The sequence below is a fragment of the Mariprofundus sp. EBB-1 genome, assembly GCF_003665155.1.
Lineage (GTDB): Bacteria > Pseudomonadota > Zetaproteobacteria > Mariprofundales > Mariprofundaceae > Mariprofundus.
On record NZ_RCFQ01000004.1, the window covers coordinates 60,019 to 85,786 of the forward strand.

The 25,768-nt window shown below is 46.7% G+C and carries 28 protein-coding genes; 13 read left to right on the top strand and 15 right to left on the bottom strand.

The window, feature by feature from the left end:
* Nucleotides 1-55 precede the first annotated feature (55 nt).
* Nucleotides 56-1,324, top strand: a complete 1,269-nt coding sequence (locus D8Y20_RS02910; RefSeq protein WP_236075214.1) for an ATP-binding protein — start codon at nt 56-58, stop codon at nt 1,322-1,324.
* A complete protein-coding gene (locus tag D8Y20_RS02915; protein WP_201265506.1) occupies nt 1,321-1,863 on the top strand; it encodes a response regulator transcription factor in 543 nt (180 codons plus the stop codon). Before D8Y20_RS02910 ends, D8Y20_RS02915 begins: the two co-directional genes overlap by 4 nt.
* Before the next feature lie 31 nt (nt 1,864-1,894).
* Here D8Y20_RS02915 and D8Y20_RS02920 read toward each other — a convergent pair whose 3' ends face one another.
* The 8 genes from D8Y20_RS02920 to D8Y20_RS02950 all read right to left on the bottom strand — a co-directional run bounded on the left by D8Y20_RS02920 (nt 1,895) and on the right by D8Y20_RS02950 (nt 8,963).
* On the bottom strand, nt 1,895-2,116 hold the full coding sequence (locus D8Y20_RS02920) for a sulfurtransferase TusA family protein (protein WP_121541540.1): 222 nt from the start codon (nt 2,114-2,116) through the stop codon (nt 1,895-1,897).
* A 219-nt stretch (nt 2,117-2,335) separates the two neighbouring features.
* A complete protein-coding gene (locus D8Y20_RS02925; protein ID WP_121541541.1) occupies nt 2,336-2,824 on the bottom strand; it encodes a DsrE/DsrF/DrsH-like family protein in 489 nt (162 codons plus the stop codon).
* Nucleotides 2,825-2,914: 90 nt separating this feature from the next.
* The gene (locus D8Y20_RS13575) at nt 2,915-3,085 is read right to left on the bottom strand and encodes a hypothetical protein (RefSeq protein WP_153232652.1); all 171 of its coding nucleotides are present in this window, start codon (nt 3,083-3,085) and stop codon (nt 2,915-2,917) included.
* Nucleotides 3,086-3,104: 19 nt separating this feature from the next.
* The gene (locus tag D8Y20_RS02930) at nt 3,105-3,962 is read right to left on the bottom strand and encodes a cytochrome c (protein WP_121541542.1); all 858 of its coding nucleotides are present in this window, start codon (nt 3,960-3,962) and stop codon (nt 3,105-3,107) included.
* 120 nt (nt 3,963-4,082) lie between these two features.
* Nucleotides 4,083-5,369, bottom strand: coding sequence for a DUF1302 family protein (locus tag D8Y20_RS02935; RefSeq protein ID WP_201265507.1), 1,287 nt, complete (start codon nt 5,367-5,369; stop codon nt 4,083-4,085).
* On the bottom strand, nt 5,366-7,672 hold the full coding sequence (locus tag D8Y20_RS02940) for an RND family transporter (protein WP_121541543.1): 2,307 nt from the start codon (nt 7,670-7,672) through the stop codon (nt 5,366-5,368). Before D8Y20_RS02940 ends, D8Y20_RS02935 begins: the two co-directional genes overlap by 4 nt.
* A gap of 26 nt (nt 7,673-7,698) precedes the next feature.
* Nucleotides 7,699-8,499, bottom strand: coding sequence for an outer membrane lipoprotein-sorting protein (locus D8Y20_RS02945; protein ID WP_121541544.1), 801 nt, complete (start codon nt 8,497-8,499; stop codon nt 7,699-7,701).
* A complete protein-coding gene (locus D8Y20_RS02950; protein ID WP_121541545.1) occupies nt 8,499-8,963 on the bottom strand; it encodes a MarR family winged helix-turn-helix transcriptional regulator in 465 nt (154 codons plus the stop codon). The genes D8Y20_RS02945 and D8Y20_RS02950 overlap by 1 nt, the downstream gene beginning before the upstream one ends.
* 171 nt (nt 8,964-9,134) lie before the next feature.
* Here D8Y20_RS02950 and D8Y20_RS02955 point away from each other — a divergent pair, with 171 nt between their 5' ends.
* The gene (locus D8Y20_RS02955; RefSeq protein ID WP_121541546.1) at nt 9,135-9,704 is read left to right on the top strand and encodes a heme-binding beta-barrel domain-containing protein; all 570 of its coding nucleotides are present in this window, start codon (nt 9,135-9,137) and stop codon (nt 9,702-9,704) included.
* A 42-nt stretch (nt 9,705-9,746) separates the two neighbouring features.
* Nucleotides 9,747-9,983 (top strand): DUF1059 domain-containing protein, encoded by a 237-nt coding sequence (locus tag D8Y20_RS02960; RefSeq protein WP_121541547.1) that lies wholly within the window; start codon nt 9,747-9,749, stop codon nt 9,981-9,983.
* A 55-nt stretch (nt 9,984-10,038) separates the two neighbouring features.
* Here D8Y20_RS02960 and D8Y20_RS02965 read toward each other — a convergent pair whose 3' ends face one another.
* From D8Y20_RS02965 to D8Y20_RS02995, 7 genes are all read right to left on the bottom strand, one after another.
* Nucleotides 10,039-10,452 (bottom strand): PilZ domain-containing protein, encoded by a 414-nt coding sequence (locus D8Y20_RS02965; RefSeq protein ID WP_121541548.1) that lies wholly within the window; start codon nt 10,450-10,452, stop codon nt 10,039-10,041.
* Between the two features lie 302 nt (nt 10,453-10,754).
* Nucleotides 10,755-11,771 carry an adenylate/guanylate cyclase domain-containing protein gene (locus D8Y20_RS02970; protein WP_161957562.1) on the bottom strand — a complete coding sequence of 339 codons (1,017 nt, stop codon included), beginning with the start codon at nt 11,769-11,771 and terminating at the stop codon, nt 10,755-10,757.
* 11 nt (nt 11,772-11,782) lie between these two features.
* Nucleotides 11,783-12,286, bottom strand: a complete 504-nt coding sequence (locus tag D8Y20_RS02975; protein WP_121541550.1) for a Rab family GTPase — start codon at nt 12,284-12,286, stop codon at nt 11,783-11,785.
* Nucleotides 12,283-14,766 (bottom strand): hypothetical protein, encoded by a 2,484-nt coding sequence (locus tag D8Y20_RS02980; protein ID WP_121541551.1) that lies wholly within the window; start codon nt 14,764-14,766, stop codon nt 12,283-12,285. Before D8Y20_RS02980 ends, D8Y20_RS02975 begins: the two co-directional genes overlap by 4 nt.
* A gap of 26 nt (nt 14,767-14,792) precedes the next feature.
* Nucleotides 14,793-15,368 carry a hypothetical protein gene (locus tag D8Y20_RS02985; protein WP_121541552.1) on the bottom strand — a complete coding sequence of 192 codons (576 nt, stop codon included), beginning with the start codon at nt 15,366-15,368 and terminating at the stop codon, nt 14,793-14,795.
* A 23-nt stretch (nt 15,369-15,391) separates the two neighbouring features.
* A complete protein-coding gene (locus D8Y20_RS02990; protein ID WP_121541553.1) occupies nt 15,392-17,353 on the bottom strand; it encodes a PAS domain-containing protein in 1,962 nt (653 codons plus the stop codon).
* Between the two features lie 315 nt (nt 17,354-17,668).
* Nucleotides 17,669-18,508 (bottom strand): metal-dependent phosphohydrolase, encoded by an 840-nt coding sequence (locus D8Y20_RS02995; protein WP_121541554.1) that lies wholly within the window; start codon nt 18,506-18,508, stop codon nt 17,669-17,671.
* A 203-nt stretch (nt 18,509-18,711) separates the two neighbouring features.
* On the opposite strand from D8Y20_RS02995, the gene D8Y20_RS03000 reads away from it, so the two are divergent.
* From D8Y20_RS03000 to arsC, 9 genes are all read left to right on the top strand, one after another.
* Nucleotides 18,712-19,032, top strand: a complete 321-nt coding sequence (locus D8Y20_RS03000) for a metalloregulator ArsR/SmtB family transcription factor (protein ID WP_121541555.1) — start codon at nt 18,712-18,714, stop codon at nt 19,030-19,032.
* A gap of 72 nt (nt 19,033-19,104) precedes the next feature.
* Nucleotides 19,105-20,157 carry an ACR3 family arsenite efflux transporter gene (gene arsB, locus D8Y20_RS03005; protein ID WP_201265508.1) on the top strand — a complete coding sequence of 351 codons (1,053 nt, stop codon included), beginning with the start codon at nt 19,105-19,107 and terminating at the stop codon, nt 20,155-20,157.
* A gap of 169 nt (nt 20,158-20,326) precedes the next feature.
* Nucleotides 20,327-21,334, top strand: a complete 1,008-nt coding sequence (locus D8Y20_RS03010) for an ArsJ-associated glyceraldehyde-3-phosphate dehydrogenase (RefSeq protein WP_121541556.1) — start codon at nt 20,327-20,329, stop codon at nt 21,332-21,334.
* 33 nt (nt 21,335-21,367) lie between these two features.
* The gene (gene arsJ / locus D8Y20_RS03015; RefSeq protein WP_121541557.1) at nt 21,368-22,582 is read left to right on the top strand and encodes an organoarsenical effux MFS transporter ArsJ; all 1,215 of its coding nucleotides are present in this window, start codon (nt 21,368-21,370) and stop codon (nt 22,580-22,582) included.
* Nucleotides 22,583-23,131 carry an RNA polymerase sigma factor SigZ gene (gene sigZ, locus D8Y20_RS03020; protein WP_121541558.1) on the top strand — a complete coding sequence of 183 codons (549 nt, stop codon included), beginning with the start codon at nt 22,583-22,585 and terminating at the stop codon, nt 23,129-23,131. It begins immediately after the preceding gene.
* A 165-nt stretch (nt 23,132-23,296) separates the two neighbouring features.
* A complete protein-coding gene (locus D8Y20_RS03025) occupies nt 23,297-24,373 on the top strand; it encodes a permease (RefSeq protein ID WP_236075215.1) in 1,077 nt (358 codons plus the stop codon).
* 57 nt (nt 24,374-24,430) lie between these two features.
* Nucleotides 24,431-24,661 (top strand): thioredoxin family protein, encoded by a 231-nt coding sequence (locus D8Y20_RS03030; RefSeq protein ID WP_121541559.1) that lies wholly within the window; start codon nt 24,431-24,433, stop codon nt 24,659-24,661.
* An 87-nt stretch (nt 24,662-24,748) separates the two neighbouring features.
* Nucleotides 24,749-25,183 carry an ATP synthase F1 subunit epsilon gene (atpC, locus tag D8Y20_RS03035; RefSeq protein ID WP_161957563.1) on the top strand — a complete coding sequence of 145 codons (435 nt, stop codon included), beginning with the start codon at nt 24,749-24,751 and terminating at the stop codon, nt 25,181-25,183.
* A gap of 169 nt (nt 25,184-25,352) precedes the next feature.
* Nucleotides 25,353-25,763, top strand: coding sequence for an arsenate reductase (thioredoxin) (gene arsC, locus D8Y20_RS03040; RefSeq protein WP_121541561.1), 411 nt, complete (start codon nt 25,353-25,355; stop codon nt 25,761-25,763).
* The last annotated feature ends 5 nt before the right edge of the window (nt 25,764-25,768 follow it).

Sequence of the window (25,768 nt, forward strand, 5' to 3'; positions counted from 1 at the left end):
AGTGAATGATTGTAAGCGATGATGGTCACTATCACCCTGATGAACTGGAGAGAGAATGAGCTTGTTTGGAATGAGGGAAGGCGTCGGTATTTTATCTGCCAACATGGGGCGCCTTTTACTGATGCGTGTTGTGTTGATTTTGTGTCAGTTGCTATTGGTGCTGGTTTCTCTGTTCTATGATGGCATTGATCTGGCGCTGCCGCAGCTGATGACGCTTATTACACTGTATATTGCGGTAAATGTGGCATCTTTTTTATTTTTGATTCGAAACAAAGGACTCAATGAACGCAATTATTTTTGCCAGTTAATGGTGGATGTGCTATTTCTGACTTTGTTGCTCTATTTTTCTGGTGGTTATACCAATCCGTTCATCTCCCTATATCTGCTGCCACTGATTATTGTTAGTTCTACTCTGGGTAGGCGACAAGCGATGGCGATGGCATTGGTTATTCTGGTAAGTTATACGCTCTTGGTTTTTTTCTATCAGCCACTGTTTGTGATGGGCGCCACGGCCGCCACTTCCGGCTTTCACATGCACTTGTTGGGTATGTGGTTCAGTTTTGTATTAAGTGTGGGTTTAATTGTCTTTTTTATCATGCGTATGACAGAAAGTATTCATAAGCGGGATTTGCGGCTGGCCGAGATGCGGGAAGTGGCCGAACGTGACAGCCACGTGCTGGCACTCGGAGCGATGGCGGCAGGAGCTGCCCATGAACTGGGAACCCCATTGGCAACGATGGCGGTGGTATCGCATGAGCTAGAGTGTGATTTTTCCGATCATCCGGAGATTACTTCGCAAACAGCACTGCTCAAAACAGAATTGGCGCGTTGTAAACAGGTCTTATCCCAGCTCTCTGCCAGTGCAGGTCAATTGCGTGCGGAAGGTGGGCGTAGTCTTTGCTTTGATGCTTATATGCGTGAAGTAAGCACGCAGTGGCAGATGATGCGTCCGCGTGCAGAAATGCGATTACATCAGCATTCAGAGGGCTCAGCACCAGAGTTGGTCGCAGATATTACGTTGACACAGGCGCTGTACAATTTGCTGAATAATGCCGCCGATGCATCACCAACTGGTCTGATGCTTGCCTTCGGATGGAATAATGATGCGTTATGGCTGGAAATTGGTGATCAGGGGCCGGGGTTTCCTCAATATATACTGGAGCATTCCGGCCAGCCTGAAATATCGACCAAGACTTCCGGTAGTGGATTAGGACTGTTTCTCAGTCGAGCCGTACTAGAGCGCTTGGGGGGCAAACTGGAACTCTCTAATCCTGTAGAGGGCGGTGCTTGTGCCCGGGTGACTTTACCGAGGAATCAGGAATGATGTCGCTGCCGAATCTGCTATTGGTGGATGATGATGTTGTCTTTTGTCAGGTGTTGGCGAACGCGATGCAAAAACGTGGGTTTGACGTGACTACAGCGAATAGCGTGGCACAAGCGAAGATCTTGCTGGATGAAGGCTTATTGCCGGATTATGCAGTCGTGGATCTCTCCATGCCCGGAGGGGCATCCGGGCTGGTGTTGGTGGAACTGTTGCATGGCTTCTCTGCCGAGATGCGTATTGTGGTGCTGACCGGTTACGCCAGTGTTGCGACGGCGATTGAGGCGATCAAGTTGGGTGCAACCCACTATTTGGCCAAACCAGCCAATGCGGATGAAATCATGAAGGCATTTGGCAAGGCATCGGGCGATGCTGATGCAGGTGTGAGTGATCAGAGGGTCTCAGTTAGGCGTTTGGAATGGGAACATATCCAGAAGGTGTTAGCCGATTGTGATGGTAATATTTCAGCCGCCGCACGTGAGCTCGGCATGCATCGACGCACCTTGCAGCGCAAGCTGGCCAAGCGGCCAGTAAAAAACTAGGGCCTGTTAACAGACCTTAAGGAAACGCTGATTATTTTTCGATCAATAACAGATGTTTGTCGTTATCCGTCGGTTCATTGGATAGTACTTTAAAGCCCTGCTCTTCACATGAGCGGGGTACATTTTCCAGCGGTTCCCCTGCATTAAGTAGCACTTCCAGTTGTTCGCCTGTGTCCATTTTGGCCAGTTGTAGTTTGACCTTCACAAAGGTCATCGGACAGGTTTCGCGGGTAATATCGAGAAAATGTTTCATGTTATGGTTCCTTGAGTAAATTGGTATTCAAAATCTTTCACCGCAGTCCCCCAGGGGAGCCTCTCATGTGTAAAACACACTCACCTTCAGGACGCAAAGGTACGCAGAGGAAAGACAAAGCATTGTATGATAGCAGCATAAATCTTTATAGCATCCAAACATAGAGTTTGGGTAATAATACCTTTCAACTATTGCGATAAAAAATATTTTTTAGTGGGATTAGATGAAAATGATGTGAGAGTTTTCTGATTCATTGAGGAAGGTGGCAACACCGACAACACTTTCCACTTCTTCAATCATATCGCTTTGCTCAACTTCCAGAATTTTCATGGCCATTTCACATGCGACAATGCGAATGCCGAGTGCATGCGCTGCTTCTACTAGTTCAGGTAGCGTGGCGACATTATGATCTTTCATCATTTTGGTCATCAGTATGGGGCTGGCGCCAAAAAAGTTCAGGCGGGATAGAGGTAGATTGTTGATGCCACCCATTAAAAAGTTGAATGCTCTGGCCATCAGGCTGTTACCGGTTGCAACACGCCCTTTTTTCTTTTTCAGAGCATTCAAGCCCCAAAAGGTGAAAAACATAGTGACTTCACGGTTGGTGGCAGCAGCACCTGTAGCAACTGTAAAAGCTGCGACCATTTTATCGAAATCGCCGGAAAAACAGACGATAGAAATTTTCTTTTTATCCACTGGTGTGCTCATGATTTTACCTCAATAGACTGTAATAAGTCGGCAAGTTTATCATGAGATATAAATATAAACAGATGCGTCGAACGAGGCCGGAAAGTGAAATTAATCATCATCCTGTTGCAGGGCTTGCTGCTTTTTCTTTTCCTCACTGCGAGAATAGAGATATACAATGCCATTCTTAATGCCGAACATAAACACGAAAAAAATAAGTCCTAATAAAAAACCAACCATAGGGTGCTCTTGCAGCAGTGTGATGAATGCAATGACGTTCATGGATATCTCCTGTGTATGTTTACTTCAGAATACGCATCACTTTATGGCGGTAAGATGTGTGACAGGCCATGCAAGCGCTTAGCATCTGCGACTGATGTCGAAGTAATAGTGGCATATCTTTCGCTTTAGCGGCGGCTTCAGCTTTGATGGCAAGAGCATGAATGGCATCATCACGCATTTTGAAGTTCCGCATCTCTGTGCCAAGCGCTTGTTTGATTTTCATGCGCTGTTCCAAGCCGATCTTTTCATGCATCGCGATGCCGTGGGCTGCTTTTGCAGCGGTTGCGAAGTTTCCAACCAGGATAGCCTGATCCAAGTCAGCGTAATCAATAGCAATCTGCTGCATGATCTGTTTCAGGCTTCCTGCAGTAGCTGAGTTTGGTGCAGCCTTTGCCGCGGGAGCTTTAACTGTTTGCTTTGCGCACTTGCGGTTAAAATTCTTTTTTATTCTTGTGAAATGTTTCAGGTCGCCTTCGGCTTTGGCCTTTTTCATGGCGGCTTTCATGTGTCCGCATGGCCTGGCAAATGCTTCATCATGAATATAAGCCGCAATTTTGCGCACATCACTTTCTTCTACACCCGGATTTGGCATGACACCAAGATGTTTAACGGCCATTTTCAGAATAGCTTTGTCCTCGTTTGGGTCCGTTGCAAACGCAGTTACTTTTTCTATAAAGGCATCCCGGTTGGCCGTTGCCCGTTTATAATGTTTCTGCACGCCGTACATTGGCGGTGCCTGTGGTGGATCAAGATCAGCGTTGTGGCAAACGAAGCAGTTTTCATGAAATAATCGATTGCCTTCTGCCATGTCGTTGCTGCTGGCAATGGCATTGCTCGCCAACAACATGGTCACTGAGAGTATGATTATTTTTTGCATGGGGGCTCCTTGTTGACGCTTGAAATCAGGCATCATCGACAATGTAAACCGTTACGATGCTCTGCCGAAGTAGCATCTGCAATGTGGCAAATTGTCGCAGCCCGACAGGGCTGAGAAGCTCTAAAAAGTGTATTCCAGTTCACTATATACGCGATCATTTGAATCAAATTGTCCAAAGAGCCCGTTCGAACCACCAAATATATCCATGCCGAGTCGTGCAATAATCTGGTCACTGAACTCGTAAGATGCTTTGGGGCGTAGCATCCAGCTGCCATCGGCCCAATCGTAGAGTCCGATGATTTCGGGTTTGAGTTTTTCATTCATATAATCGGTGGAAACCATCAGGCTGAAGAAGCCGGATGCCTGATCTTCAGCAACAGTGTTGTCCCAGCCCGGTAGATAGCGAATAAAAAACTGCGGACTGATGCGCCAGTTGTTTTTATTGTAATCCATTCCCAGCGATGCGTTGAGCGTAGTATCTTTGCCGACCGATGTGGCGGGCGTAAAACCAAGCCTGTTGATGCTTTCGCCAATGTTCACGGCTAGTTCTCCACGCAGAACGGTGGCTCCGAAGGCGTTGGAGAAGGAGCCACCAACCGTATTCATGCGCTGATACACAGGCGTTAATGTTAAGAGTCCCGGAATGATGCTTTTCTGCATACTTGGCGTGTCTTTCCAGCCATAGAACCAGTTCAGGGATAGATCCCAGCCGGATATATTCGCACGCCAGGCTATTCCTGCTTCTGTATCAGCTGCTTTCCAACCTGGTTTGTTGCCAGTCTGAATCGCTATCCGGGTGCCTGCTGGCACAGGGGGAAGCGCAAATGCCCAGCGCGAACCATTGGGAGCCAAATCTGCGGAACGAGCATCCGGAATGACAATAAACTCGAACTCATGTTCAGAGCCACCTATATTTGCATACCAGTTCAGGCGTGCTGACCACAGGCCGATGCGTGAATCGAGGAAGTCATCGAGAATAAACTCACGCATATCTAACGGGTTTACGATATCCAACATACGCAGACCATCTGTTTTTCCCCAGATAATCTGCTGCTGACCAATACGAAAATCAAAATCGTCGCCACCGTAGAGCAGATACGCCTCTTTGCTTCTAAGGTAGCTACGGTAGTGCTTTTTAATGCCCACGGTGAGGTCCGTGTTGTTGGTATGTTCGATTTGCATGGCGGCGTCATACCAGCCAAGTACCCTGCCACGAAACTCCCAGCGATCACTGAGAATCGCTTCGGGCTTGAGTTCGAGGCGATTTTGCATCTTATCCAGCCGTTTATCGCCTGATATGAAATATGCGGTCTCGTTTTTTAATGCTCCATGCATGGTCCATTCGAATGCATCAGCTGCCGATGGAAACAGCAGTGCCGCACAGATCAGCATGGCGAATTGTTTCATACTTTGATCTTCTTTTTACCCATCCCAAGCAGTACCGGAAATAGGTAACAGGTGGCCAGATAGCAGACCACCATCGTTGCCGCGATCAAAGCACCGAGTTTCATCTGCGGGTAAAGAGCCGCTGTTAGCAGCACCAGGAATCCGCCAATGACCACAAAGCTGTTAAAAAGAATAGCATGGCCAACACTTCGATTGGTGTTGATCACACACGCTTCATAGCTGTTGCCAGCTTCAGACTCTTCATGATAACGATGCAGGTAATGGATGGCGAAATCGACGCCGATACCGAGTGCCATCGCCCCGGTAAGAGCGGTGGCAATATCAAGCGGGATGCCGACATTGCCCATCATACCGTAGTTGACCGTCACTGCGAGAGTGACCGGAACCATGGCAATAGCAGCAATGAGTAGACGCTTAAACATCCACCAGCAGAGTAAGAAGATGGCAATGATGGAGGTGGCCAGTGACGCGACCTGACCATGAATAATCATTTCAGACAATCGAGACACGGTAAAACCTGTGCCGGCCCACTCCACTTTGAAACCTTGATCGGCAGGGAACCATAGATCGGTTTTTATCTGCATGCGTTCCAACAGAGCAGTAACCACCTTGGTTTCATCGGTTTTCATATTGATGCGCACGTGTGCATGCCGGTAATCACCGGTGATAAAGGTTTCAAAATCATCGGGTGCACCGGAAAAGGAGTAGAGCAACAGATATTGAGCAGCCATATCGGAGGATTCAGGCACCCGGTGCCAGGCGGGGTCATCGGCATGCAGCGCTTGATTCATGGTCTGTAAAAACTCTGAGATTGAGCCTGTATCGCCGACCATCGGATCTTTCTCAATCTCCTCTTGCAGGTCAATCAGGTGTTGCAGGAACACGGGTTCCAGCAAGCCGTTTTCACGCCCTGTATCAATCATCACATCCAGGCTGGTGGTGCCGGAAAAATGCTCATTCAGTAACTTATCTGCTTGACGCAATGGATCTCCCGGTTTGAACTGATCCACCAGCGATGCGTTTACATCCAGTCGCATCAGGCCAATGCTTGAGATCACCAGCAGGATGGCAAAAAAGCTTAATATACGTTTGGGGTGTTTCAGAACTGCCCCGCCAAGCCATTCGACATAACCGGAAAATAGCGGTTTGCGTTCTGCATGTTTCACCTTTTCAGGTAAGATCATTAACGCCGCAGGTAGTAGTAACATGGTGATCAAAAGGGCATAGACGATACCGATTGTCGCATACATTCCAAAATCCTGAATAGGTAGCAGATCTGAGGCGAGCATGGAGAGGAAACCTGCACCGGTGGTGACGGTGGTCATCAGCATCGGTTTCCATAGCTCATGCATCACTTCGACCATGCGTTCTTTGCGATGGGCATAAGCCCGATGATGCGCCAGCAGCCGTTCGCGACTGAGAAAGTGCACGGCATCAGCTATACCGATGGCCAGAATCAGAATCGGTAGCATGGTGGTGATGGTATAGATCGGTGCGCCCAGTGCCGCCATTGTTCCCAGCGTCCATATCTCCGCCATCAGTACCACTACGATGGGTAGCAGCACACCACGCGGGGTACGGAAGGAGAGATAGAGTAATAGCAGTAGTAGTGCCATCACGATGGGCTGCATACGCTTCATTTCTGCTGGCATATAAGCACCGAACACGCCCTCAATGACCGGACGACCAGAGATAAAGAAACGCTCGGAACCACCGCGTGCCTCTATTTCAGCGACCTTGCCCTTCACCAGGTCATAAATCTCAGCATAGTGACTGCGTGAATTGGGCATAGGTTTGACCGCCACGATCGTGCCGCTGCCATCGGCTGAAACAATCACATCTTCGTACACACCAAATGCATGCATACGTTGTTTGATGTGGTCAATCTGTTCCTGATTGTCAGGCAGCCCATCCATAAATTGTTCTACATCAAGACCGGCTTCAGAGCCGCGAATATCTTTGATGGTGTCAAGCGATAGCAGATCATTCAATGCCAGCGTTCTGAATAGCGGCTGCTCTTCCATCCAGTTTGTCAGTTCCTGAATAATGGCCAGGCTATGCGTGTTATATATGCCATCTTTTTTATCATTGATGATGCCTACAATGACCAGGTCCGTGCTGCCGAAACGTTCTTCCAGTACCTGTTTGTTTACATAGGCATCACTATGTTTGGGTAACATAGCATCCATATCTGTTTCGATATGGAGGTTCCGCATCTGACTGGCTGCCAGCGCTGTTGTTAACAACAACATCAGCACTACCGTTTTAGGATGGGTGAGTACCCAGTTAAATATCTGCTTCATAATAATCCTTTGCTTGTGTGTATCTTTTAATTGCCGCGATAACCGCGTTTGAGCATACGCTCAGAAAATACGCGATCAGAGAGGTTTGTGTTATATTGATGCTCAGAGAATGATATTTCGGTACGGTGATTGCTCTGCACATTGGTCATCGTTGCGCGCATCGCTGTCCATACACCATTGATCTGCGTGATCTCTTCGGAAAGGAGGTGTTTTAATTCCTTTCCTTTGCGATCCCAGTAGTCGACACGGATATACATATTGATGTCCTTGCGAATGTAATATCGTGTTTTGGAGTATCCAAGATTCTTTTTCAGATCATCGGTTTTCGGTTCTCCTTCAACAACCCAGACCTGCTCGCTATCCAGCGCTTCAGAGCCCGTCAGATGCCAGTTGTAATCTTCCAGTTCAGGTGTTTGTTTAATGTCTTCAAAGGTGAAATCCGTACCCATAAAATAGTCACCACGATCCGATGATGAGATCCGACGTACTTTTTTCAAGGCGGGGAGATATAGCCACTGATCATCATCCTTTTCGATGCCATCATAGTCCCATGTCAGCAGTGCGGTATCGCGTACATTCGATGGGGCCAAAAAGTAGGTGATCGACTTGCTGTCTCGCCCATAATCTTTTCGGAATGAAACCATTTCTCGTTCACGTATATTGCCACGGCGATCAATTAAGCGCTGCTTCATATGCTGAATCAGATCATCGCCATCATCACGGGCATCGACCTGCTGCATGATTTCAAGGCCTGTCGGTTCGGCACTATAAACAGGGGAGGCAATGAGTAGTGTGAGGCTCAAGCATGTCAGGTAAAATTTATACATTAGATACTCCTTTTTTTTGTGATGATTGTTTCTGAAATATGTTCCAGTGTCTTAATCGTGATTGCTTTTTCTTCATCAGAAATGTCACTGAGTACTTCCTGTTGAAAACCGTGTACCAGAGGCATGGTGACTTTCAAGGCGCTATCACCTTTGTTGGTTAATCTTATGCGGAAACAGCGGCGATCCTCTTTGCATGGTGTGCGTTCGACCAGTCCTTTTTTTACCAGTGTATCTATACGACGGGTAATGGTTGTTTTATCACGCATCATCACGGTGGCAATGTCCACCTGCGTCATGGGTCCCTGCTCCATTAAGCGATACAAAATGCCAAAATCCGGAGCCGAGATAGCATAACCATGTTGGGAAAAGCGCCTGGCAATCTCCTCCGACATTAGGAAGGCGGTGCGATTCACATGCATGCCAATGGCCTGTTCGAGCTTAAGATTTTGGTCGGGTTCGGGCATATAATCTCCTGAATAGCGAACGTTACGCATTAAAGATGTATCATGCAACTATTGTATACTGCATCTAAATAAAAAAACTGATACCTGAGCGGGATATTACTATGTTTATTGCATAGGTGTTGCTGAATTTTCAGCTATTGTGCATGATATGATCTATCAGATGGAGGCTCTATGGATGCAATGATGATTGAGCAATTAGGCCCATTAAACAGTTTAGCGGGTATTTGGGAAGGGGGACAAGGGCTAGATGTCTCAATTGTGAATGGCCAGGAGTTGTTGACGGATTTTCATGAGCGCATTGTTTTTGAACCACTCGGGCCTGTGAAAAATGGGCCTCAAGTATTGTATGGATTGCGTTATGCCATGACCGCCAGGCGTTTGGGCGAGCAAGATGCTTTTCACGAAGAGGTCGGTTATTGGTTGTGGGATGCCGGCCAGAATCAGGTGTTGCGTTGTTTTATGGTACCGCGAGGCGTGCTGATTAATGCCGGAGGGGACGCTGAGCCCGATAGTCGGTCGCTGCATCTATCGGCTGAGATAGGTTCTGAAACATACGGTATTTTATCCAATAAATTTTTACATGATTCGCATAAGACAATAAAATATGTTCTGGATGTCTCTATCCATGCTGATGATCAGTTCAGTTATAAAGAAGACACCCATTTGTGGATACCTTCCAACGAGATGGTGTTTCACCATACTGATCAAAATATCTTAGTGAAGGTTGAATCACTACCTTGATGAACTGATACGGAGTGCTTGAAAAAAAGGAGGCTGTAAATCATGAAAACCATGACATGTAAACAACTCGGTGGAGCTTGCGATAAAGAATTCCGTGCCAGTAATTTCGGAGAAATAGCAGAAATGAGTAGAACTCATGGCATGGAGATGTTCGATATAGGCGATGAGAAACACATGGAAGCGATGAATGGAATGAAGCGTCTAATGAGTAATCCTGTGGCCATGAAAGAGTGGATGGAAGCTAAACGCAAGGAATTTGAGGCACTACCAACAGACTAATTGTTTGAACACTGTTGGGTTTGCCAAAAACATATCCGTGGTATGAAGGAATGCTCTATAGCAATGAGCCCATAACCGGGCGGTTTCCCTGCATGTCAGTAGCAACGGGATTTAAGTTTAGCATTGGTGCTGTAACTATTTTGAAGAGAGATACATTCAAGAGCATTGTATCGCGGTTAAATTCAACGCCCATCCTGAAACCAGCCCCTTCCTCCAGGGTATTCTCGTGATCACTCCAGGAGACAGTGCCAAAGACGACTATTTCTTCGCTTGGGGTATGATAGTGCAGTACTACCCGAGTACCTATTTCAATGTTGGTATCAACTGATAGACAGCTTCCAAAGGGTGAGATATCTAGTAATTTCCAAACTTCATAGGTTTGATCGCCAACAAACAGGAAGAGTTCACCTTCTGGGTGAAGATCAAGATTAAAACAATATCTATCTTGGTTTCGACGTTCGTTTCTCATGCTGAACCTCCTGTTGTTGGTGGTGAGTTAAAACACTTAAATTTTTTAAAATGAGGGTGTTTACTCTTTAATCCTATAGGTCACTTTACATGCGAGTAGGTGTAAAGATGTGATCCAAGTCTCTACTTTATGACTGGAAGTACATTAGTGATAAGCAGCTATTATCTAGAATAAAAGGAATTCAACTGTTTAAGGAAGCACTGGTTTGTAAGCAAAAGAAAATTTAGATTCGCGGATCTGTTAACGAAAGGGCTTGGGGAATGATCTAGTTCGATACAAGCTGCATTGCCGCAGCATATGACTTAAATATCTCTGGAATAACGTAAATTATAAACCGAACTGACACCGATGCCTTTCAGTTCAGTATTCACACATTCATAATCATTAATCAGAGATTTGACTGCATGAAATGTTGTTTCATCCACCAGAATTTCTCCGCCTCTGGCCGCACCCTCAAGTCTGGCGGCTAAATTCACATGTGGGCCAATAACGCTAAAAGCACGTCGGTCTCTCGCACCAATAATCCCCAGGACAGCTTCACCACTGCCAATACCGATGCCTACTTCCATGATATAATCCCCTTGTTCCCGGCGTAAATCATTCATTGTTAGCACTTCTCTTTGAATGCGAAGAGCCGCGCGCAATGCGGACTCTGATGGATTGTTTTGATCATTAAGCACGCCAAATACGGTCATGGCGCCATCACCAGTGATTTTGTCCACCAGACCGAATTCATCAAGAATTGGGGGAATCATTTTTTCCATATATTGATTAAGTACGTCCATCACATGCTGTGGATCATAGTTCTGGTTGAATATCGTAAAGCTACGCAGGTCAATAAACATGGTAGAGATATTGCGACGTTCACCAGCAGCATCAAAGGTTAAGCGTCCTTCAATACTACGCTCGGCTACGGCGCCTCCCACATAGCGATCCAACACTCTGCGTTGCTGGTCGCGCACTAAACTTAATTCATTGGCATTTTGCTGCTGCAATTGCTGTTGCTGGGTCTGCTCAGAGACATCCAGAAACAACAACCAAGGCGTGCTCGCGATACGTATAAAATGAATATTGGTGAAATAGTTCTCTCGCAACTCCATTTGAGGCAGCATGAAATCCGCTTCGAAGCTCTGCCCGCACAGAAAAAGGAATGCATCTTCTACTACAAGCCCTGAATGCACTGAGATGTCATCAGTATATTTACTCCAGTCTCCGCCGCACTCGACAATAGAATGACATTGCTCATCTAACTTTGCCCATGCTGGAGATAACTGATAAATATGTATATTTGTCAGATAATTCAGCAGTTCGTCAGGCATGCCTCGCATGGTTATGAAGCCAATTGGCGGGCCAGACATGAAAATGCCTCTTCTACATTTTCACCACTAAGCGCACTGGTCTTATAGCACTTCCAGCCATCATCATGCATTGCTGTCACATCTGTATCTGAAAGTTGCCATTCATCCTGAAGATCAACTTTGTTTAACAATACTACAAATGGGACATCTCCCACTTCGGCTTTCATGCGTGCATGTAATTCGCGTGCCGCCTCTACGCTTGCTATACGTGTGCCATCGATTACCAGCAGGTAGGCGGCAGAACCTCGCATATAAGCGGCTGGCACTTTCTTGTTGGATTCTTCTCCATGCACATCCCATAGCATCATGTTCACGGTCACATCATCGAGCTGTAGGCTTTTTCGGTCGATTTTAACGCCCATCGTGGAGAGGTATTTGTCGGAAAAAATCCCCTTGACGAAACGACCGACCAGACTGGTTTTGCCAACAGCAAAAGAGCCCAGTAAACATACTTTTTTTTGTAAAACTCTACTCATGGTAGCGGGCTCCAGATTAGGTCTAGCTGTGCAGCCCAGCCCTCTTTTCGTGTCTTCAAACCACTCGTTTCGACCTGGCTGTTGACTAAGCCGTTCTTGACGAATTCACGTTTTACCATTGTCGCTCTGCTTAAAGCCAGGGCACTCGCATGACCGCCTAAGAGCCTGGAGTAACCGGTAACCTTTACATGGGCTTGCGTGATACGTAATAGATCACTCTGTTTGATCAGCTGCTGTGCAAGGCGTTTTATTTTTAAGGTCTCGCCATCCATGAATTGATTGCTGTGGGCAACAAAGCGCAGTTCTGTATTACGCAACGCAGCCTTTAGGGGGGCGAGCACTTCCTCTATCACCACCAGCTTACGCATCCAGACAGAATTTACCCCATCGAGGCCAAGCGTCAGCTTGCCTGCTCGTTTCGCCCAAGCGGCGTTGGCGATACCGCTGATGATGAGCTGACGATTCTGCAACTTCAATTTCACTGACTCTGGCGGCTGTAGTTTACGTCTTATTTTAGCCAGAACATAAGCATTAGATCCGGTATCAATTAATTGCCGTGTATCAAAGCCTTTAATTCCTGATATGCGTTGCGCGTGCTTATGCGCACTTTTAATCCATTTGGACGATGCTTCCCCTTTAGCAATCAGCCTGCTGCGTTTGATACTCAGGCGAACTGAAACAGGTGGTTTGAGCAAGTGTTTCGCTTTCTTCAAGAGATAGGCATTTGATTCGGTATCCACCAATTTTGAGTCGTCATAAGCCTTGATGTCGGGGATAAGTACTGCCGCTTTAGAGCTATTGCTGATCCATGCTTGAGAGGCTTTTCCTGTGGCTGCCAGTAGAGCATCCTGGACATTGAGGTGAACAGTCGATGGTGGCTGAAGTAAGCGAATGGATTCGCTTAATAAATAGCTGTCCGATTGCATGTTCAGCACTTTTGAACTATCGAAAGCTTTGATGCCAGCGATGGTGCCGACCGCTGTTACAGCCTTTGTCAGCCATGCATGTGATGCCTTGCCGACAGCGATCAGCGTTTCATCGCGCATGCTCAAGTGAACTGTTTCTGGCGGTTGAAGTTGTTCCGTCGCAATTTGTAATAAATAATCAGACGAATCAGTAAGCACCAATGTATCGCTGCGTATATCGGAAATCCCGGCTAGCGCCAGTAGCGTATTGGCCTGTTTTAGCCATGCTCGGTGAGCCATGCCGGTGATGATCAATGTGCTTCCGTCGAGTTGAAGTTGTGTCTTTGCATCCGGCTTGAGTAGGCGTTTGATGCGTTTGATCTGAATATTCGGCTCTAGCGATTGATATGGCGTCCACATAAAGACTACATCATTTTTGGACATTCCATATTGATGCAGTAATGCATCCGCATTGTTTGCGAGAGGGTCACGCAAACCAGAAATGAGTAGAGCGCCTTGCTCATGTGAGGTTCTGATGACGACAACGCCGCTGAGTGCATCCAGCGCTTGTATCAGGCTTTTCTCACGCTCGGTCTGATACCAACTCAAACCTGTCCAGCTAACGAGCATAACCGCCAATGCAGCAAGTACCAGTTTAGCCTTGAGGTTGGATTTGGATGATGGTGTTGCCGTTTGCGAAATAAGGCAAGATTCCATGTCAGGCCGGACGGCATTAAACACGGATGCATCACCATCAAAATTATTCAGCTCTGCAGCCATCTGTTTGTGAATGGATTCGCAGCACAATTGTAATGTTTCATTAAATGCCGTCGGCGCATTGCCGCGCACAACAGCCGCTAATACCGCTTTTGATCCGGCTTCAATATTGACCACCATATTGCCAATATTCAGCTTTTCAATGGAATCGTTTTCCTCAACCTGAAATGAATCACGTACAAAGTCCTGAATGGCCGTGAGCATACTTGAAACCAGATCAGCATTCTCTGAGTCTTCTTCCATAAAACTGACATGTTGTAGCATGGAACCATCTTCTTTATGGATCAGAAATACCTGTTCTACCCGGTAGTCCAAGGTGTGATACATGACAATTTCGGCAAAGGATTTGCCTGTCTGTATTGATTCCAGTCGCCACTTTAAGCCCTGCCAACTGAACGAATTTTCAAGCATATGATTCAGTGATTGTACCATTCCGCTCATGATTGAGATGATCGACTTCCGGATGGCCGGCATCATGACTGGAAACAGTGCATCGCCAAGCCTATCCGGATTTTTACGTACCGAGGCATACAGCGAGGATTCGACAACAGGAGATAGCGCATCGGCCAGCGCCCCCGGTAACTGTTGTTGATTCATCTGCGCGGCCTGATGTAATACACGGCCAACATCACCGGCGTGTAATTCAGGGTTCTCCAGATGCTCCTGTAACATGTCGATCTTTTTGGTCTCTTCACCCAGTAACAATTCTTTCAGGCGTTTCAGGTCACCATTAGGATCCGGTAGGCCGGGTTTGGGCACGTTTTCTCCTTCGCTGTTTTTCACACGCTGATCAGACATCTGCTAATGCAGTCTCGCTCTTTGGTTTACTTGCTGGAAGGCAAAGGGAATTCGTCTTTCAGTCGAAGTGCCATTTCCGATAACAACTCTGCCAGTGAGGCTCGGTCCGTTTTGTTATGCTGCAATTCATTGGTTGCTTGTACCAATGCATTGTTTAATTGTTCTCGGGTTGAATGAATCTCGGTACTGAGTGATTTAGACTGATTAAGCAATTGATCGCGAAGCTCACGATTCTGGTTGGTAACGGAGTCATCCAACTGGCTCAGTTTTTTCAACAACTCTTTGGATAGCTGTTTCAGCTCTTCGCTCAATTCTTTGTCATCGGATTCACGCTCATCACGCTCTTTGCTTTGACGGCTATTGAGCGCATCCATCTCGTTTCGCATATAGGATTCTAGTGCATCTACGCGCGTGCTTGTCTCATTTCGCACGGTTGTTAATTCGTTCAAAAGGCGTTCTTCCAAGCGCTGAAAACGACTCTCATAATCACGCATTTGTGATCCGAAAATAATATCTCTTATTTGATCGACGTTACCAACGCCGGCCAGGTTATCCTCTGCAGGTGCAGTATTGTTCTCTGGGTCTTTGGTTTTAGTTGTCATATCTCTCCCTCGGTAATTTCAATTTATTTAGAGTCATGCGTGTCTGTACTTATCACCTTTTCCAGCAGGTTTTTCAGCGCTTCTATTCTGTATGGCTTTTGTATAAAGCCACTCAGTCCAGAGGCACATTCAGCAGCGTCTGCTTCATTGTAACAACTAGAGAAAATCACTTTTACCTGGTGATTGATTCGCTTTAGCTCAGCTAGACACGCCTTGCCTCCCATGTTCGGCATAGAGATGTCCAGTAGAACAACAGCAATTTTTTTGCCATGTTGACGATACACTTCGATAGCATCTTTGCCATCCACTGCGGTTAGCACCTGAAACCCCATGTTTTCAAGGGTCTGTGACTCTGCATACAGTACATCTGGATCATCATCTACCAACAAAACGGTACCAAGGGCTAGTGGTTTCTCTTTGTTACCCATACCTTCATCTGTTTGATCTGTATGTGCATCCATGTTGAGCGGAAGCACTATTCTGAAGGTGGTGCCCACCCCTACTTTGGACTCAACTTTTATTGCTCCACGGTGGCTTCGGATAATGCCCAGTACAGCACTCATGCCCAGCCCCCTGCCAGTGGGTTTGGTTGTGAAAAATGGTTCAAAGATGCTGGTCAGTGTCTGTTTATTCATACCACATCCACTGTCAGCTACATCAAGATAAATGTAGCGTCCTTCAGGTAGGTTATCATCCAGGTAAGTGCTGGATAGATACTCCCTGTCCACCTGCATAACACCGGTTTGAATGCGAATGGTGCCCTGACTTTCTGCAATGGCATCGGAGCCATTGATTACCAGATTCATAACAATTTGTTGCATCTGAGATATATCGGCATCTACAGAAGGAAGGTTCTTGTCTAAGTCGAGTTTTAAGCTCACATTTTTTGGAATTGAAACCTCTAGCAGTCTATGGGTTTCATACACCATATTGGTGAGGTTGATGGGCCTGATATCAAAACTACCTTTGCCGGCATATGCCAGCATCTGCTTGCATAGCTCCGCAGCTTTTTCACTGGAGAGCATGACTCTCTCGATATATTTCTCTGCGCTCTCAGGGTTATTTCGTAAATCCATGGTGGCCATTGACGCATTACCCATGATCGCGGCAAGAATATTATTAAAATCGTGTGCAATGCCACTTGCCATGACGCCCAGAGATTCAAGGCGTTGATTGTGTTCAATCTGGGCTTGTAACTTTTTGCGCTCCTGCTCAGCTTCGATACGTTCGCTAATATCCACCCAATATCCGACGATTTCGCTGGGCTTTCCTTGCGCATCTTTGATAAGCACCATTTCATCACAAAGCCAGTGCCAAACTCCTCGATCATCTTGCAGGCGATACTCAAGTTTGTTCTGCCCCTGTTCGTACAGCGTATGAAGGGCATCGGTTAATAAGGCACAATCATCTGGATGCAGATGTTTTTCCCATGTATTGACCTTACCCAATAAGCTGTTTTCATCATAACCAAATTGTTGTCGAATATTTTGACTTACAAAGTTTAAGGACCAGGGCTGTTCAGCTTCGCGACTGTAGATAATGACAGGCGCTGAATGCAGTAGAAACTCCAGCCTGTCTTTACTCATTTTGAGTGCCTGTCGGCTATTGACGCGGTTCGTGATATCATGGCTGATTACTACAGCATGTGTTACGCAGCCTTGTAGATCACGGTAAGGGATGAACCTGCTGCTATACCAGCGCAAGCCGGTGTCCGGAAAACAAAATTCAAACTCATGCTCAACCGGCTTACCTGCAAGGCATTGATCCAGGCGAGAACGGATGCCGTTGTCAAAGAGTTCATGGCCCCAAATATCCCCAACACTCTTGCCGATAAGACTTTCTCTGGAACACTGAAAGGCCTGACAAAGGGGGTCACTGACTGCGACATAACAATAATTACTGTCGATGATGTTCATAAAGTCATCACTAGCATTGACGATGTACGTATAGAGGTTCAGTGCCTCACGAGCCGTTGTATGTTGCATTAGCACACGCTGTTCATCAATGAAAAAATCTTGTCAGATGAAGTGTTAGATATTTTGCAATAGAGGTTCAGTGTCAGGTTATGCACATTCAATTCAGTGCTGACTTTCATGTGTTGCGCCACCTCTCTCCATTTTTTCATGATAATCAACCGCCAGAATACTCTTAAGCACTATGATAGTAAAAGCCTAGGTTAGGATAGGCATATAAGGGTTAATTTGCAACTGTAGAGATAACAAATCAGGGGGGGATGTGATCAACGTCTTATGATTTATAATGGAGACTTGAACCGCCCTGCTTTTCAATATCACGTATAACTATGGAGCCTCCAGATGTTCAACACTGAATACATGTGCGTGTAGATTGGCAATCCATTGTCTGCCATCCTGAGTCGCTTTTAAATATGGCATGACCGGTTCGATATGTGGGTAGGCTTGTTTCCAATAAAAAGCTGAATAATTATGGCGTAAATCCCACGGTGTTTTATAACCGAAGTTTTTATTCCAACCAAGCTGTTCAAACTCAAAAAAGAGTGCGGGTATTTTGTTTAAATAACTTGGGTCACCCAGTTGACCAAGCATATCGGCAGCACGCACGAGAACACCTAAACCATCAGGGTCATCTGCGATCTCACCTTCGGGGACGGGAAAGCGTGTCATCTCTATATATCTGGCAATACGATCTACATCTATGTTGCGGGTATTGCGACCAAAGCGTTCTCGTACAAATACTTTTCCTCGATCTACATGGTATGGCGTTAACTGTGCATCTGTGGCTGTTTTTGGTAACTCGATACGTTCACCGGATTCAGAAATAATAAATGAATTGTCGGCATCGCCCTGGCAAATACCTTTACAATAACCAATATCATGAAAAATCATGGCCAATGTGCAATGCAACCAATCTTCCGCCGAGATGCCACCATGAATTAGCTGTTTGCCGTGCAATATTGATTGGCCGGCAACGGTCACCATGACAGTATGTTCAAGGTTATGATAAAGCATGTCGCTGTTTGCAATATTTTCTAATGAGAGACGTGCTGCCCAGGATGCAACCTCCCCATAGGGCACTTCTGTGTCGCCGTAGTTTAGATGATAGTACTGTTCCAGGCTTGAGCAAAAGGCATCAATAACAAGGGATTCGGGGCTAAGTAACATAAACTTCCTCTTGACCAATGTTCGAATATTTATTTCAAATTCACATTCTACTTTAGTCGTCATCTCTTTTTAGAGCAAGTGCTTACTGGGCTTAGCATGGATGCTGATAATTAATGATTATAACTTCACCTCTGAAAAACGCTGCATATCTCATTTTTAAATGATTGGAAGAAATTTGAGTGATAAGCCGTTATTCTATCGCAATGGAATTACTTCACCTGTTTAAAGGCCTTGCTGACCCTGTTCGTTTGAGAATTACTCACCTGCTATCGCAAAGGGATGAGCTTTGCGTGTGTCATTTAACGGATGCCCTTTCGCTTCCTCAGAGCACAGTGTCACGCCATTTAAACACCTTAAGAAGCTCCGGATTGGTGCAAGCTGAGCGTAGGGGTAAATGGGTCTATTATTGTATGGCGCATGCAAATGCGCATGTAGATGTCCTTTCAGCGTTGATTCGGCAAAGTGCTATTGCCGATGAAGAGCTTCAACAGGACCTCGAAAACCTGAATGAGTCGATCTGCTGATGATCTACTAAGCATCTTATTATTTACATATCCGCATAGGCGGATATAATATCCCCCTCTCAGGAGGATATTATGTCTGAATCGAAACCGTTGGGTCTGTTCGCCCGTTACCTGACCCTATGGGTATTTCTCTGTATTGTGACCGGTATCGGCCTTGGTTACCTGTTGCCATCACCGTTCCATGCAATAGGTGGCATGGAAATAGCACACATCAACTTGCCTGTTGCTGTGTTGATCTGGGCCATGATTCTGCCCATGTTGCTAAAAATCGATTATTCATCGCTGAGAGAAGTATGGGGTCATCGGCGTGGTGTCGCTGTGACTGTGGGTATTAACTGGCTGGTTAAACCTTTCTCTATGGCACTGCTCGGCTATGTTTTTCTGCGCGTTCTGTTTGTCGATTGGCTGGACCCAGCGCAGATTGATTCCTATATCGCAGGCCTGATTCTGCTGGCAGCGGCTCCGTGCACGGCCATGGTTTTTGTCTGGTCTCGCCTAGTTGATGGCCATCCTCAGTTTACTCTTTCACAGGTAGCGCTCAATGATGTGATTATGGTTTTCGCCTTTGCGCCGATTGTCGGCCTGCTTCTCGGTGTCGCTTCTATTACTGTTCCATGGGATACACTGTTTCTGTCGGTCATGTTGTACATCGTCATTCCGGTAATTCTGGCTTATGTCGGCCGCAAGGTATTACTCGCCAAAGGTAAACTGGATGATGTCCTGCATATGATGGATCCGGTATCGATGGGCGCACTGCTGGTCACCGTGGTGTTGCTGTTCGGTTTCCAGGGCGAACAGATCTTGGCGCAACCGCTAGTGATTATGTTGCTGGCAGTCCCAATCACCATTCAGGTTTATTTCAATTCCATGCTGGCTTACTGGTTGAATCGCAAACTTGGTGTGGCGCATTCGGTGGCAGGGCCTTCTGCGCTGATTGGCGCCTCCAATTTCTTCGAACTGGCCGTGGCCGCTGCCATTGCGTTGTTCGGATTTGAGTCTGGAGCGGCATTGGCCACGGTTGTTGGCGTGTTGGTCGAGGTGCCGGTGATGCTATCTGTTGTGCATATCGTTAATTGCAGCAAAGGCTGGTATGAGCAAGAAGCGGGTCAAAACCTTTCACCGTAACACTCCAGGGTGGCTTCTCTCGCTTCGCGATTCACCTTCAGTACGCAGGGTGACGCAAAGTAAAATAAAACCTGATGCTAAAGAAATGTTCAATGTGTGCCTCGCTTGATATGTGAGCAGGCAGTGAAAATCGTATGTTGATCGTGGCAAGCGATCATTAGGAGAAGAAATGACTATTAAAGTAGGTATTAATGGATTTGGACGCATGGGGCGCCTTGGTTTTAGGGCCGCATGGAATTATGACGATTTTGATATTGTACAGGTCAATGAGGTGTCCGGTGATGCCGAGTGTTCTGCACACTTGTTAAAATTTGATTCGGTTCATGGCCGCTGGGGCTACGACTGTTCTGCAGAAGATGGAAATATGGTTATTGATGGACAGTCTATTGCTTGCTCCATGAATCAGCATATTGCTGACACGGACTGGTCAGGCTGTGATATTGTCATTGAATCATCCGGAAAGTTTCGCACACCGGAATTGCTACAAGCCTATTTTGATCAGGGTGTGAAAAAGGTCGTTGTTGCAGCGCCTGTGAAGGATGGAGCACTTAATATTGTCATGGGTGTGAATGATCACCTGTATAACCCAGATGAACATCATCTGGTCACGGCTGCATCGTGTACAACCAATTGTCTGGCACCTGTTGTGAAAGTGATGCATGAGAAGATCGGCATCAAACATGGCTGTATGACCACGATTCATAATATCACCAATACCCAGACGATTATTGATAAAGGTCATAAAGACTTGCGCCGTGCCCGTGCCTGTGGTGTGTCACTCATTCCTACTTCCACTGGTTCAGCAAAAGCGATTACGCAGATATTTCCTGAACTGTCGGGCAAGTTGAATGGTTTGGCTGTACGTGTTCCTCAGCTCAATGCATCTGTTACAGACTTTGTATTTGAGGCGCCTCGTCCGACAACGGCAGAAGAGATTAACAGCCTGCTTAAAGAAGCATCTGAAGGTGAACTTAAGGGTATTCTTGGCTATGAAGAGCTGCCATTGGTATCGATTGATTATAAAGATGATGCCAGGTCATCCATTGTTGATGCGCTTTCAACCATGGTTATTGATGATACGCAGGTGAAATTGCTGATCTGGTATGATAATGAAGTGGGGTATGCGAATCGGATGATGGAGTTGGCCAGAAAAGTCGCCCGCTCCCTGATTGATTGATTGATGCTACTGATCGGTTGACGTAATTATTTTATGGATCAGGGCTTTCGTAACTATCTAACCGTCACCGGCGGCTATTGGGCTTTCACCATCACCGATGGTGCGATCCGCATGCTGGTGGTGCTCTATTTTCATGGGCTTGGTTATTCACCACTGCAAATTGCTATGCTGTTTCTGTTCTATGAGTTCTTTGGCATTGTCACGAATCTGGTTGGTGGCTGGCTGGGGGCACGCATTGGTTTGAACCGCTGCATGCATATCGGTATGCTCATGCAGATAGGTGTCTTATTAATGTTAACGGTGCCGGATGCATGGCTGACCGTAGCTTATGTGATGGTGGCTCAGGCGTTCTCCGGCATTGCCAAAGACCTGAACAAGATGAGTGCAAAGGCGGGTGTGAAATTATTTGTGCCGGTGCAGTCCGATGCCAAGCTGTTCCGCTGGGTCGCAATTTTGACGGGTTCGAAAAATGCACTCAAAGGTGCAGGGTTCTTTATTGGCGGTGCACTGCTGGCATGGTTGGAGTTTAGGGGCGCATTGTTTGCGCTCTCGACCATGTTACTGCTGGCGCTGATTTGTACATGGTGGTTGTTGCCGTCCGGTCTGGGTAAAACAAAAATGAAAGCAAAATTCTCTCAGGTATTTTCAAAGGATCCTCAGATCAACTGGTTATCCGGTGCCCGCTTCTTTCTGTTCGGGGCACGGGATATTTGGTTTGTTGTCGGGCTACCTGTATTTCTACAATCCGTATTGGGCTGGACATTCACGCAGGTGGGTGCATTTCTAGCACTGTGGGTGATCGGTTATGGTTTTATACAGGGAGTCGCTCCGAAAATTATTCAGCTTAGCTCGAGCCATGCACCGGGAGCAAAAACATTGGTGGTTTGGGCCGGAATGTTATCGTTATTGCCTATCGGCATAGCTATGGCTTTACAGCAGGGCTGGGATGCTGGGGCGGTGTTGATAGTCGGTTTGGCGCTATTTGGAATTGTATTTGCGATGAACTCTGCCACCCACTCCTATCTGATTGTGTCGTGGTCTGATCATGACAAAGTATCCATGAATGTTGGTTTCTATTATATGGCCAATGCCGGTGGGCGTTTGGCAGGCACGGTACTTTCCGGCCTGATCTATCAACAGCATGGCCTGGAAGGTTGTCTATATTGGTCTGCAGCATTTGTGCTGGCAGCAACGCTGGCATCGGTTAAGCTGGAGCGTATGAATAGATTTCTAACGCAGGCTCAATAAATGAGCGCATCAGATCGCCCTTGCTTGATACGAGCATGGCACAAGCATCGAGGTGAACTGCGTGGCTGGTTATTAAAACGGCTTGAGAATACAGCGGACGTTGAGGATTTGTTACAAGAGGTGTTTTTCAAAGCTATGCTGCAAAAGGAAAAATTTTGCCGTATTGAAGATGCACGTGCGTGGTTGTTTCGAGTGACCCGCAATAGCCTCATTGACAGTTATCGCATGCAGAGAAACCAGGTAGAACTGCCTGATGATTTATCGCGTGATGAGCCGGAGTTTGATGCGGTAGATACGTTATCTGAATGTCTGCCGCGCGTACTGTCGGAACTCTCTGTCGAGGATAGAGAAGTCATCACGCTTTGTGACCTGGATGGTATGTCCCAACAACATTTTTCGGACCTTAAGGGTATCAGTCTGCCAGCAGCCAAATCCCGCATACAGCGAGCACGGCGCAGGTTACGCCAGACATTGGAAACCAATTGTCAGGTACGCATGAACGATGCTGGCAATGTCTGTTGTTTTGTGCCCAGATCACCAGTGAAGTAAAGCCACGCTTCCTATGATGCTGATTGACTAAAAGCGGGTATAAACACTGATTGTTTCAATCCGGTTCCTCTGAGCCGCTGCCAGAATTGATGAGCGAACAATATTCACCTGCATCCTTTTGAACCTTCGTTCGTCTTCTAAGGTAGATGACTGAGCGAGGTAAGCATGTCGAATATCGTTGAACAAGGAACAGCAATACGCAGTTTGGATAGACTGGCGGACATGCCGTCGCGCTATCCGCTGCTGTTTCTTTTGACAGCATCCATGTTGTGGGTGTTCTTGTATGCCAATCTGTCCGGGCTTGCGGCTGCGGTCATAGCAGTCTTACCGTTAAATCAGGCAGGCCACCTGGCAGATAGTTTACGATTTCTCATTTATGAAGCTCCCAAGGTGCTGATGTTGCTCACGGCTGTTGTATTGGTCATGGGTATGATCAATTCATGGTTCACGCCAGAGCGCACACGGGCGATGCTGGCCGGCAGGCATGAGGGCGTGGGCAATGCGATGGCCGCCTCCCTGGGGATTGTTACACCATTCTGCTCCTGCTCCGCCGTGCCGCTGTTTATCGGTTTTGTGCAGGCAGGCGTACCACTGGGAATTACATTTTCATTTTTGATAGCAGCCCCCATGGTCAATGAGGTGGCGCTAACCCTGTTGTTTGCGCTGGTCGGCTGGAAGGTGGCGCTGCTCTATCTGGCGCTGGGTTTGTCCGTGGCGATTGTGGCCGGTTGGGTGATAGGAAAACTGAATATGGAACCGTATCTGGAAGACTGGGTACGTGAGATGGCTAAGGTCGATCCGGATTACAAACCAGAGCGTTTAACTATGTCGGACAGATTGCAGGCCGGCTTTGAGTCGGTTAGGGAAATCGTCGGTCGCGTCTGGTTTTATGTGGTGATCGGTGTGGCCATTGGAGCGGGTATTCACGGTTATGTGCCGCAGGATTTTATGGCCGGACTGATGGGTAAGGAATCGTCATGGTGGTCGGTGCCGGCGGCTATTTTGATTGGTGTGCCAATGTACTCCAATGCCGCCGGCATTATCCCTATTGTTGAAGCCCTGCTCGCCAAGGGCGCTGCGCTCGGCACGGTGTTGGCCTTTATGATGAGTGTGATTGCACTTTCTTTTCCTGAGATGGTGATTCTGAGAAAGGTATTGAAGATGCGTCTGATTGCTCTGTTTGTTGGAGTGGTTGCCAGTGGCATTTTGCTTGTCGGGTTCGTATTTAATGCAGTTCTGTAATTCTGAGCGCAAGGCGGCATCGCGTGACTTACTGGTTGTAAATAAAAGGAGTGGATTATGAAAAATATAAAAGTGTTGGGTACAGGCTGCGCCAGCTGTAAAAACACCATGCAACTCATACAGGAGATTGCTCAAAGCAAGGGTGTTGATGTCGAAATTGAGAAAATCGAAGAACTCAGAGAGATCATGGCTTTTGGTGTAATGCGTACTCCTGCCGTTGTGATTGATGAAAAAGTTGTTCATGCTGGTGGAGTACCTTTGCGTAGTGAGGTTGAAGCATGGCTTTAGTTTACTGATAGTTCGTGCCTGGTCTGGCTAGAGTGTAGGAGCGCATATGGAAATACGAATAGAAAAAATGGTTTGCCTATGAAGTGTATGGAAGTTCTTATTACAACTGTAGAACGGGAAATCTATCGTGGACGGGCGAGTATGGTGATTGCCCCAAGTGCAGGCGGTGAGATTGCAATTTTGCCCGGTCATGCACCATTATTGGCGATACTTCGACCCGGTGAGATTCGTGTGGACTGCCCTGTTCATGCTGAATCTAGCGAGTGCCATTCGGATAACATGGTAGTTTTTGGTGGTTATATTGAGGTTCAGCCTAATAGAATTACGATTCTTGCAGACGGGATAGAACGTGCTGCTGATATTGATGAAGCACAGGCAAAATATGCACTCAAACAGGCTAAAGAAATGTTAAATTCACCGGATAAAGACAAAGCAAGTCGGGCTTTGGTTGATCTTGATTTGGCAATAGCAAAATTACAGGTGTTGCGTAGAAATAGTAAGCACTCACTTATTAAGCCATAGCGTCGATTGCTGATTACGGCGAGGCGTGGAATTAGCGATTTGGTTGAGATGGTTTGTTTGATTTTGCGCGTTATGAATCGGCCTCATCACGAGATGTTGCCGTATTTGTAATCGTTGTATGAGCGCGGCGACAACATGCACATCAGTTTATTCAGGGGGAGGTTTTTCCATGAGGCAAAAGGTTCTGTTTTTATGTACGGGCAATGCATGTCGGTCGCAGATGGCCGAAGGTTGGTTAAAACATTTGGGAGGAGATCGTTTTGATGTCTATTCCGCGGGTATTGTGGCGCATGGTAAAAATCCACGTGCAATTAGAGCGATGAAAGAAGCCGGTGTAGATATCAGTGATCAGCAGTCAGAAGTCTTAGATGTGTCTCTGCTGGATGAGATAGATCTGTTAATTACCGTTTGTGGCAATGCGGATGAGCGCTGTCCGATTATTCCGGTCAGTTGTGAAAAACAGCATTGGCCATTTGATGATCCGGCTGCGGCCAGCGGAAGCGAAAAAGAGATTATGGCTGAGTTTTCCCGCGTAAGAGATCAAATACGCCACCGTATTGATTGTTTTCTCCAGCCATAATGGTG